This is a genomic window from Gordonia desulfuricans NBRC 100010 (assembly GCF_001485495.1).
Classification (GTDB): domain Bacteria; phylum Actinomycetota; class Actinomycetes; order Mycobacteriales; family Mycobacteriaceae; genus Gordonia; species Gordonia desulfuricans.
The window spans coordinates 1-10,954 of sequence record NZ_BCNF01000158.1 but is presented as its reverse complement, the minus strand read 5'-3'; the positions used below and the strand labels follow the sequence as shown (position 1 = coordinate 10,954).

8 protein-coding genes are annotated in these 10,954 nt (G+C 70.0%); 5 read left to right on the top strand and 3 right to left on the bottom strand.

Going from position 1 to position 10,954, the window contains the following annotated elements:
• Window positions 1-108 precede the first annotated feature (108 nt).
• Both GD1_RS21860 and GD1_RS21855 read right to left on the bottom strand, forming a co-directional pair.
• A complete protein-coding gene (locus GD1_RS21860; protein ID WP_059039551.1) occupies window positions 109-909 on the bottom strand; it encodes an NRDE family protein in 801 nt (266 codons plus the stop codon).
• A gap of 10 nt (window positions 910-919) precedes the next feature.
• Window positions 920-1,567: a TetR/AcrR family transcriptional regulator gene (locus GD1_RS21855; protein ID WP_053776520.1), complete on the bottom strand. Its 648-nt coding sequence runs from the start codon at window positions 1,565-1,567 to the stop codon at window positions 920-922.
• Between the two features lie 156 nt (window positions 1,568-1,723).
• On the opposite strand from GD1_RS21855, the gene GD1_RS21850 reads away from it, so the two are divergent.
• From GD1_RS21850 to atzF, 5 genes are read left to right on the top strand one after another with little or no spacing between them, the layout of a single operon-like run.
• Entirely contained in the window at window positions 1,724-3,277 is a 1,554-nt protein-coding gene (locus tag GD1_RS21850) for an amino acid permease (RefSeq protein WP_059039552.1), read from the top strand.
• 41 nt (window positions 3,278-3,318) lie between these two features.
• Window positions 3,319-4,188 (top strand): urea amidolyase associated protein UAAP1, encoded by an 870-nt coding sequence (locus GD1_RS21845; RefSeq protein ID WP_059039550.1) that lies wholly within the window; start codon window positions 3,319-3,321, stop codon window positions 4,186-4,188.
• Window positions 4,189-4,214: 26 nt separating this feature from the next.
• A complete protein-coding gene (locus tag GD1_RS21840) occupies window positions 4,215-4,895 on the top strand; it encodes an urea amidolyase associated protein UAAP2 (RefSeq protein ID WP_059039549.1) in 681 nt (226 codons plus the stop codon).
• Between the two features lie 52 nt (window positions 4,896-4,947).
• Window positions 4,948-7,008: a 5-oxoprolinase/urea amidolyase family protein gene (locus GD1_RS21835; RefSeq protein ID WP_059039548.1), complete on the top strand. Its 2,061-nt coding sequence runs from the start codon at window positions 4,948-4,950 to the stop codon at window positions 7,006-7,008.
• Window positions 7,005-8,717, top strand: coding sequence for an allophanate hydrolase (atzF, locus tag GD1_RS21830; RefSeq protein WP_059039547.1), 1,713 nt, complete (start codon window positions 7,005-7,007; stop codon window positions 8,715-8,717). The genes GD1_RS21835 and atzF overlap by 4 nt, the downstream gene beginning before the upstream one ends.
• A gap of 18 nt (window positions 8,718-8,735) precedes the next feature.
• Here atzF and GD1_RS21825 read toward each other — a convergent pair whose 3' ends face one another.
• Window positions 8,736-10,736 carry a putative nucleotidyltransferase substrate binding domain-containing protein gene (locus GD1_RS21825; RefSeq protein WP_157079581.1) on the bottom strand — a complete coding sequence of 667 codons (2,001 nt, stop codon included), beginning with the start codon at window positions 10,734-10,736 and terminating at the stop codon, window positions 8,736-8,738.
• Window positions 10,737-10,954: the final 218 nt, after the last annotated feature.

Below are 10,954 nucleotides of genomic sequence, written 5' to 3'. Positions count from 1 at the left end.
CCATCCATGGTGGTCACTGAAGGGACCACACCTGAGCCGGTTGCCGACACCACAGATCCGCACCTCGGGATCGACCATCCATGGCGGCGGACTGTTGTCGCGCCGACCTCACCAGGTGAAGGTCGAGGTCTCCGACCGGGCATCCGGGGCGTACCGGCGCTCGGCGAGGTCACCGTGGCCGTCGGCACCGATGCGGACGACGGTGCTCGCGCGGGTGCCGTACTCCCCCAGGTCGACGAACATCGCCGACAGCCCGAGTTCCTGGGCGGCGGGGACACCGGTGTGCGGCAACGACGCCGGGTCGGCCGTGGTGGGGTCGTGGAGCATGTCGAGCAGCGTCGTCGGATCGTCGCCGACATGCGTCGACAGTCCGGCGATCCCGGTCCGCACCTTGGGCCACCCCTCGTCGAGCCGACCGTTGGACAGTCCGTGCACGCCCGGTTCGACGCGTCGCGCAACGGGACCGAAATGATTGGTGGCCCACCACATCTCGACGCCGTCGTCGACGACGAGGTTGACCGGGGCGTACTCCTCGGCGTGTGCCACCAGGTCTCGGGCGGCATCTTCGGCCGAGCTGTCGCCGACCAGGAAGTCCACCGGCAGTCGTCCGCGGGACCGCTTGGTGGGGTCGGGGACGGCGACGCCGTCACGCACGTTGGTGACCGCGGCGAGCCGGGTATGAACCCCCGGGGCGAGTCGTGTATCACCCGCAGCGGCAGGGTGTTTCGGGTCGCGGGTGGATACGCCCAGCCAGGTGCCGCCGGCCGTGAGGTCCCGTCCGCCCAGGATGGGTTCGTCATCCCAGCGGTGTACGCCCGCGGTCTGGCGGGCGTGGAACTCGTCGCGGTTGGCGGCCAGGACCAGCCGGTGTCGCGGGTCGACGTCGAGCGCGAACAGGATCAGGCACACGTCGTCGAGCCTAGTCGTGCGCGTGCGGGGGCGAAGACACCAGCGACGCGATCGCGGCGACGATGGTGGGAACGAGGTCGCCGGCGGAGTGGTCGGCGAGTTCGCCGCGCTCCTCGTCGGAGCGGAGCATGATGATCGACTCGACCATCCGGAACGGCAGCAGACGCCGGTCGTCGGCGGCGTCACCGAGTACCGCGACGCTGAGCTGCTCATAGACGTCGGCCAACGCCCTTCGGGCCAGCCGGAATTCGGCGTAGCGCTCGTCGGCGACCTCCGGCAGCAGATACAGCGATCCGAGGTTCCACCGCGCCTCGACGAGCTGGCGGGCATCGAATTCGGCGAGGTCGAGCAGACGGTCGAGCGCCGGCCCGTCGGCGTGGAGCAGTGCGCGCGCATGGCCGAGCGGACCCACCACCGTGGTCTCGAGCAGGGCCGCGAGGAGATCGTCCTTGTTCTTGAAGTGGTGGTAGAGCGAGGACTGCCGGACGCCGACGGCGTCGGCGATCATCCGCGTCGAGGTTCCGCTGTAGCCGTGTCGGACAAAGAGTTCGGCGGCGGCGTCGAGGATCTCCTCGCGCGCCGTCGTCGCATCGCGTTTCGGCTGCTCCAACCGTGGACGCCCACGGCCGGGTGTCGCGCGACCTGCCGTCGCAGGCATGTACACCTCCCGGATTCGTCGGCCGCGACGTAACACGGCCGTCACCGAAGTTACCGAACCCGAAACATAACTATCACCCGACAGAAAAATCCGGGCGGTTATCTATCACTCGACAGATAAATGCTCGACGGGGAGCTCTCGTTCGAAGGACATCGCATGACCGCAACCGCACCGACCTCACCCACCGATCAGGGGGCCGGGTCACCCACCATCCGCCAGGACGCCGACGATCTCTCCGCCTTCGGCTACGACCAGCAACTACACCGCTCGCTGGGCAAGTTCGCCTCGTTCGCCGCGGGGTTCTCCTTCGTCTCCATACTCACCACCATCTTCCAGTTGTTCGGTCTGGGCTTCGGTTTCGGCGGCCCGGCCTTCTTCTGGACATGGCCGATCGTCTACGCCGGCCAGTTCCTGGTCGCCCTGTGCTTTGCCGAGATCGCCGCCCGCTACCCCCTCTCAGGTGCCATCTATCAGTGGTCGCGCCGGATGGGCGGTGAGGTGATCGGCTGGTTCGGTGGCTGGTTCATGATGATCGCCCAGATCGTCACCGCATCGGCCGCGGCGATCGCCCTGCAGGTGGTGCTGCCCAGCGTGTGGTCGGGATTCCAGATCATCGGCGACGACCCGACCCTGACCACCACCTCCGGCGCCGCCAATGCGGTACTGCTCGGCTCGATCCTGATCGTCGTGGTCACCGCGATCAACTGTGTCGGGGTGCGCTGGATGAGCCTGGTCAACAACATCGGCGTCACCTGCGAACTCGTCGGTGTGGTCGCGGTGGTCCTGGCCCTGTTCACCCACGCCCGACGCGGTCCCGGCGTCGTCTTCGACACCGGCGTCCCCGGCGAACAGCCCGGCTACATCTGGGCGTTCATCGTCTCCGGTCTGATGGCGGCCTATGTGATGGTCGGCTTCGGTTCGGCCGGTGAGCTCGCCGAGGAGACCAAGAATCCGCGTCGTGTCGCCCCACGCACCATCCGGATGGCGCTGACCGTCTCGGCGATCGGCGGCGGCCTGATGCTGCTCGGCGCCCTGATGGCCGCCCCCACCCTCGGTGAAGAACTCGCCGTCGGCGGACTGCCCTACGTGCTCGACTCGGTCCTCGGCAGCTTCTGGGGCAAGGTGCTGCTGTGCGATGTCGCGGTGGCGATCTTCATCTGCACCCTGGCCATCCAGACCGCCTGCTCGCGGCTGATGTTCTCGATGGCCCGCGACGGCCGGCTCCCGTTCTCCTCGACCCTGTCACATGTCAACTCGCGCACCGGGACCCCGATCGCGCCGGCCATCCTGATCGGCGTCGCCTGCATCGCGATCCTGCTGGTCAACGTCGGCAACTCGGCGATCTTCGCAACCCTTGCCAGCGTCTGCATCATCCTGATCTACCTGGCCTACCTCGCGGTCACCGCGCCGATGCTCTACCGCCGCCTGCAGGGCTGGCCGAAGGGCACCGTAGCCGTCGACGCCGAGGGCAGGAAGCTGTTCGGGCTCGGCCGTTTCGGGATCGTCGTCAACGCCCTCGCGGTGATCTACGGGGCTCTGATGGTGATCAACCTGGCCTGGCCGCGCGCCGAGGTCTTCGACCCGGCAGGCGAGATGCCCATCCTGCGCTGGGCCGGCCCGATCTGTATCGCCGTCACCGTCCTGGTCGGTATCGCCTGCTTCCCGCACGGCAAGACCCATCCCCGCCCGGTCGGCAATCCGACCGCCTGATCCCGAACCGTCTGCACCACAAAGCCTTCGAGGAGATCTCCATGACCACCGCCACAACCGCCGCGGGTACCGCCACCACCGCCGGGGCCCGCGAGCACGCCCGCGCCCAGTCCCGCACCATCACCGGCGCGATGCCGGTGGTACCCGCCACCGACTGGCCCACCCCTCCCGCAGGTGTCGACGCCACCGCACTGACCTGGGCCGAGACGGTGCCGGGTGGGCGCTACACCACCAAGGTCCTCGCCCGCGGGACCCGGCTGCGCCTGCGTGACCTGACCGGCGGTGCGTGCGCCCATCTGCTGCTCTGGCGTGCCGATGCCCCCTGGGAGCGACTCAACGTCGCCGACACCGTCAAGGTGCCATGGCAGGCGTACCTGAGCACCGGCCATCCCCTGCTCAGCGACCAGGGACGGGTGCTGGCCACCGTCGTCGACGACACCAGCGCCCACCACGACGCCCTGTGCGGTACCACCACACTCGCCGACAACATCGCGAAATTCGGTGCGGGCGAGGCCTACTCGGCCACCCCCGCCGGGCGGGAGCTGCTGCTGCTCGCCGCGGCCAAGAACGGGCTGACCGCCACCGATGTCGCACCCTCGCTCTCCTTCTTCCACGGGGTCACCGTCGCCGACGACGGTGCGCTGATCTCCACCGGATCGGCCGGCCCGGACACCGCGGTGGAGCTGATCGTGCATCTGCCGGTGATCGTCGCCATCGCCAACACCGCCCATCCGCTCGACCCGGCGTCGGAGTTCACCTGCGGCCCACTCGAAGTGCTCGCCTGGCGGGCCGGTACCGACCTCGACACCCTCGTCGGCGGAGCACTGGGCCCCGAGGCCGTCACGGCCGATCCGGAGTACGCCCGCGCCGTCGCCAACAGCGAAGACGCCCACCTCGCCGCCCACCTCTGATCGCGCTCACCACCCGGGAGACCACCATGACCATCACCGCTTCACCCCGCACCGACCCGACCACCGTCCCGGCCGCCGATCTGGCCCTCGTCGGCGGCGCCGTCATCGCCGACGAGATCGTCGCCGAACGCTCCCCCTGGTCGGGGATCGTCGCCGCCGGCGACGTGCTCACCATCGTCGACCTGTTCGGCAACCAGGCCGTCGACACCCTGTTCTACGGCGGCAACGACCACACCATCCGGTATTCGGCGCAGGCCACGATCGCCGCACAGGGCAACATCTTCCTGACCACCGGCTCGGTGATCCGCGATCAGGAGTCGCAGCCGATGATGACGATCGTCGCCGACGAGGTCGGCAACCACGACACGCTCGGTGGTGCCTGCTCGCAGGAGTCCAACACGCTGCGCTATGGCCACCACACCAAGCATCAGCACGCGTGCGTGGAGAACTTCCTGATCGGCGGTGCCCGGCACGGGCTGGGCAAGCGTGACCTCGTCGGCAACGTCAACTTCTTCATGAACGTGCCGGTCGACCCGGACGGTGCGCTGGGCATCGTCGACGGGCGCTCGGCACCCGGGAAACGTCTGGCCCTGCGCGCCGACGCCGACACCCTGGTCCTGGTGTCCAACTGCCCGCAGATCAACAACCCCTGCAACGGATTCGATCCCACCGCCGTCCGGGTGATCGTCACCCGGCCCGGCGCCTGACCATCGATCCCACCTGAACCACACTGCTGCAACGACTTCCGAGGTGACGACAATGACCACGATGGACATCCTGCGGGCCGGTCCGCTGACCACCATCCAGGACTGGCCGGGCCGGGTGGGCTACTGGAACATCGGGGTTCCACCGTCCGGGCCGATGGACGACCTCTCGTTCCGGCTGGCGAACCGGGCGGTCGGCAACCCGGCGTCGGCGGCCGGGCTCGAGGCCACCCTGGCCGGGCCCCGGCTCCGCTTCGACGCCCCGACCGTGGTGGCCGTCACCGGCGCCCCGGTCCCGGTCTCCGTCGACGGAACGGCCGTGGCGCAATGGGTTCCGATCCACCTCGATGCCGGGCAGGTCCTCGACATCGGCATGGTGGACGGGCTGGGGCTGCGGGTGTACGTCGCAGTCGGTGGCGGCCTGGACGCGCAGGAGTATCTCGGCAGCCGGTCCACCTTCACCATGGGCCGGTTCGGCGGCAAGGACGGGCGCACCCTGTCCGACGGTGACACCCTCGCGCTGGCGGGTGAGCCGATCCGCACGGCGACCCGGATCTCCTCCGACGAGCAACCCGCACTGACCGATTCGTGGGAGCTCGCGGTGACCGTCGGGCCGCATTCGGCGCCGGAGTTCTTCACCGAGGACGACGTCGAGGACCTCATGTCCACGGCGTACCAGGTGCATTTCAACTCCGACCGCACCGGCATCCGCCTGATCGGCCCGCAGCCGCGGTGGGCGCGGACCGACGGCGGTGAGGCCGGCCTGCACCCGTCGAACATCCACGACAACGCCTACTCGGTGGGTGCGCTCGACTTCACCGGTGACACCCCGATCCTGCTCGGCCCCGACGGCCCGAGCCTCGGTGGATTCGTCTGCCCGGTGACCGTCGTCGCCGCCGACCGCTGGAAGCTCGGACAGCTCAAACCCGGCGACACCGTGCGGTTCGTCGCGATCAAGGCCACCGCGGCGGCATCCCCCGGCGAGCTCGGTGCGGCCCGGCGGGCGAACTTCGCGCACGTCCTGTCCACCGGCGGCGACGCCGACCACGGCATCCTCGGTCGCACCACCACCGCCGACGGCACCACCGAGGTGACCTACCGCCGCTCCGGCGACGACAACATCCTCGTCGAGTACGGCGACATGCGCCTGGATCTGGAGTTGCGCGCCCGGGTGCACGCCCTGGCCGAGCGGATCGCCGCGGAGTCACCGCGCGGGCTGATCGACCTCACCCCCGGTATCCGTTCGCTGCAGGTCAAGGCCGATCCGGATGTGTGGTCGCAGACCGCGATGCGCCGGTGGCTCACCGAATGCGAGGCGCAGCTGCCTGCCGCCACCGATCTGGTGGTACCCAGCCGTACCGTGGAACTGCCGCTGTCGTGGGATGATCCGGCAACCCGCGAGGCCATCGAACGCTACATGCTGGGGGTGCGCTCCGACGCCCCGTGGTGTCCCTGGAACATCGAGTTCATCCGCCGGATGAACGGTCTGGACTCCGTCGACGACGTCCACCGCATCGTCTTCGACGCCGACTACCTCGTCCTGGGCCTCGGTGATGTGTATCTCGGTGCGCCGGTGGCGGTCCCGCTCGACCCGCGGCATCGCCTGGTGACCACCAAATACAACCCGGCACGCACCTGGACCCCGGAGAACGCGGTCGGGATCGGCGGCGCCTACATGTGCATCTACGGCATGGAGGGGCCGGGCGGCTACCAGTTCGTCGGCCGCACCACGCAGGTGTGGAATCACCGGCATCCGCTGCCCGCGAACGGTTTCGACCCCGACCACCCGTGGCTGCTGCGCTTCTTCGACCGCATCCGCTGGTACCCGGTGAGCGCCGAGGAACTGCTCGACATGCGGGCCGACGTGGCCGCCGGGCGCGGTGACTCCACCCGCATCACCGACGGCACGTTCTCCCTGGGCGAGCACCAGCGCTTCCTGGCCGACAACGCCGAGGACATCGTCGCCACCCGCACCGCGATGGAAGGCGCCCGTGACGAGGAACGCCGACGCTGGGCGCTCGGCGGCGAGTTCGCCGCCGGCCGCACACCGGACATCACCGCCGCCACGTCCATCACCGACGTATCCGCACTCTCCGAGGAGGGGAAGGTCGCATGACCCGCATCGACGACATCTACGCCCGCATCGACGCCGCCGACCGGCCGGAGGTGTTCATCACCCTGCGTCCACGCGACGAGGTGGCCGCCGAGTACGCCGCGTCGGTGGCCGCACGCGGCCCGCTGGCCGGGCTGATCCTGGCGGTCAAGGACAACGTCGACGTCGCCGGTCTGCCCACCACCGCCGCCTGTCCCGGCTTCGCCTTCACCCCCGACGCCGATGCCCCCGCGGTGGCGGCATTGCGGTCCGCGGGTGCGGTGGTGATCGGCAAGACCAATCTCGACCAGTTCGCGACCGGTCTGGTCGGTACGCGCAGTCCGTATGGGGCGGTGCGTGATTCCCGCCGGCTCGACCACATCTCGGGCGGGTCGAGTTCGGGGTCGGCGGTCGCGGTGGCGCTCGGCTTCGCCGACATCGCGATCGGCACCGACACCGCCGGGTCGGGTCGGGTCCCGGCGGGCCTGCAGGGCATCGTCGGGGTCAAACCGACCGTCGGGGTGGTGTCGACGGTCGGTGTGGTGCCGGCGTGCGCGAGCATCGACGTCGTCACCGTCCTGGCCGCCGACCTGGCCACCGCCGACCGCGCGACGGCGGCGATGGCCGCGGCCACCGGCCCGCGCCCCTTCGGCCCGGCGTGTGCGCTCGCCGCGCCCGAGGCCCCGGTTCTCGCGGTCCCCGAACAACTCCCGGAACTCGACGACGCCTGGCGTGAGGCCTTCGCCGACGCCGTGGCCCGCGCCGAGCAGGCCGGGATGCGGGTCAAGACCATCGACCTGTCACCGTTCCTCGCCGCGGCCAGACTGCTGTACGAGGACGCACTGGTCGCCGAACGATCCGATGCCGTCGGCGAGTTCGTGCACGCCGCCCGGACCGGAGACGACGATGCCGTGGGTCTCGATCCCACGGTGGCCTCGATCATCGGGTCCGCCGACCGGTTCGGCGCGGTCGATCTGCTCCGGGCCCGGCGCACCCTCGCACGGCTGCGCGACGAGTCGTTCGCGTCGTGGGGTGAGGCCACCGCTCTACTGGTCCCGACCGCGCCGATGCACCCGAGTCTGGCCGAGGTGGCCGCCGATCCGGTCGGCGTGAACTCCCGGATGGGCACCTACACCAACTTCTGCAATCTGTTCGACCTGTGCGGTGTCGCCGTGCCCGCCGGCACGGTCACCGAGGCCGACGGCGGTCTCGCGCAGTTCGGGGTGACCTTCCTCGGTCGCGGCCATCACGACGCGGTCGTGATGGACCTCGCCCGACGCTTCACCGACACAGGCTCGAGCGGTGTGGTGTCGAACGGGGTGGGGTCGAACGGCGTGGGGTCGAACGGGGCAGCGTGGCCGGAGGCGCACGCCGAGTGCACCGAACTCGCCGTGTTCGGGGCGCATATGCGCGGTGGTCCGTTGACACACGAACTGGCCGATGGCGGGGCACGCTGGTCGGGCGAGGTCCGCACCGCCGCGTCGTATCGGCTGGTCGAGCTCCACACCGTACCCGCCAAGCCGGGACTCATCCGGGATCCCGATGCCGGGACCGCGATCGACGGCGAGGTGTGGACGCTGTCGCCGGCCGCGCTCGGCAGGTTCCTCGCGGCGCTGCCCTCCCCGATGTCGCTGGGCAGGGTCGAACTCGACGACGGCCGCTGGGTGACCGGATTCGGCTGTGCCGCCGACGCCGGTGCCGCGGGTGTCCCGCTCACGAGGACGCGGTGGTGAGATCAGAAGCCGGTGGGATCAGTCCGTCGTGGTGAGGTCACCGGCGCCGACCAGGGCACTGAGTCCGGCCATGCGTCGTTGGACGGCGGCTATCTCGCGCACCGATTGGGCGATCAGGCTGCGGTCGATCGGCGACAACCGCGACATGGTGATCAGGTCGGTCGGTTGTTCGCCACGGTCGAGCAAGGCGACCTGGTAGGTCAGCCGGACCCGCTGCAGCACGTCGAGCACCTCGAGCAGGGTGGCCGAGTCCGCCTCCCCCAGAAGCGGACTCGCCGCCGCCGCGCGCAACCGGGACCGGGTGTCGACCTCGGTGGCGCCGACGCTGATCGCCGCCCAGCGGGCCAGGTTGATCAGCGGGGTCAGGGCGTGGGATTTGATGTCGAAGACACCCGCGCGACGGGTCAGCACGTCACGCACCGACCGCAGCCGGGACCGAGTCGAGAGCGACTCGGCCAGAAGCGATCTCACCGTGTCCGGTCGGGTCCGGAGATCACCGAACAGGCTCGGCCCGAGCGACACCGATGAATCGCCGGTCAGGGGTCGGGCGTCGAAGAGCAGTGCGGTGAACAGCATTCCCCGGTTCTCCAGCGGCGCATCGGTCCACGCGGCCGCCGCCGAGCCCCACTCGCTGCGAGTCCGGGCGAACAGCGGCGCCGAGGCCCGCACCCCGTTGTCGTCCGGCGCGATGCCTCCGCCGGCGAGGATCGTGTCGACCTCGCCGAAAGCGGCGGCCAGGCGCGTGCGCATCGTCGCGTCGACGGTGTCGTCGAGGATCACCGCCGATTCCACGTCCGAGCTGGGCACCACTTCACGACGTGACACGCTGCCCAGGCACATCCACGTCACCGCGTCCCAGGCGAGATCCGGGTGCGCGGCCTCGGTCAGGATGATCGCCCGCCGCAGCGAGGTCTGGAGCAGCGATGACCCCGCCGCGGTGATCTCTTGTGTCGCGCGGCCCCGACGGACCAGGTCGGCCATCAGCTGAGGCCATCGGCGGGTGAGGTCCTGCAGTTCGTCGACGGTGGCGGCCGAGGCGAGTTCGGCTCGCAACAGCGTCACCTCGTCGACGCGCGTCGCCAGCAACTCACGCGGGGTGAGCAGACCGCGCAGGGTGCCGTCGGGATCGACCACCGCCACCACGTCGGTGCTGTGATCGGCGGCGGGATGATCCAGGATCCGGGTGATGACGTCGGACACCGGGAAGTCCGTGGTCACCGAGATCGTCGGAGCGGCACCGATCTCGGTGATCGGAGCATCGGTGGCGCCGCCCGCAGCGATGCGGTCGCGCAGATCGGCATCGGTGACGATCCGCACGGCGCCGTTGGCTGCGCGATAGCAGACCGGTCCCCCACGGGTGGCCATCGCCGACGCCGCGGCACGGATCGTGGTGTGCGCGTCGAGGATCGGTGGGTTGTCGACCAGCAGGTCGCCCACCAGGCCGGTGCCGCCCGGCAGCATGCCACGGCGCCGCGGCACCGACAGTCGCATGGCGAGCCCGGGAATGCCGGTCGACGACCGCCCGCGCAGAGCACGTCGTGCGGCATCACCGGGGATACGGCAGATCCGCGCCTTCTCGACGACGACGGCACGGGGTCCGCGCAGTTCACCGCCCGGTCCCGGAGACACCCCGAAAACCGCTCCGGGACCGAGTACTTCAGAGAACCCGTCGGTGGCCGTGGACTCCTGCAGTCCGACGCGCCCGCTGATCACCGCGACCACCACGTCGGTCGGCTCGGTGAACCCGTCCACCAGAACCGCGCCGGCAGGTTCGGTCTCGTCGCCGACGTCCACCAGCATCCGGGCGACGGTGTCGGGTGGCAGCGAGTCGAAAGGCGCATGGCTGCGCAGGAACCTGACGAGATCCACGCGGACGTAGGGCGTTGGGTCAGCATGGGTGTCGCGGTCGAGGATCCGCAGTGGCTGTGCCGGTTCACCGAACAACGGCCGTTCCGGCACGCGCGCATACAACCACGGCCGGCGCTCCCGGTCAGTCTTCGGCCTGTTCTTCTCGCTCATATGACCTCTCCGTGGACCCCATCGGCTCGAGGATGCTCCCGGTGATGTCACCAACCGTAGCGGTGTCGACGTCCCCTGCCGGTCACTCGGACGACCGACGGCGGTTTCGCCCGCCAGAACGTCCTCCCCCTGTTCCGCTCGGTCGAGCCGCTCAACCAGCCACCGACCCCCTCGATGGTCGAGCCGGGACCCGAAGCTCGCCCGACCACCTTCGATGG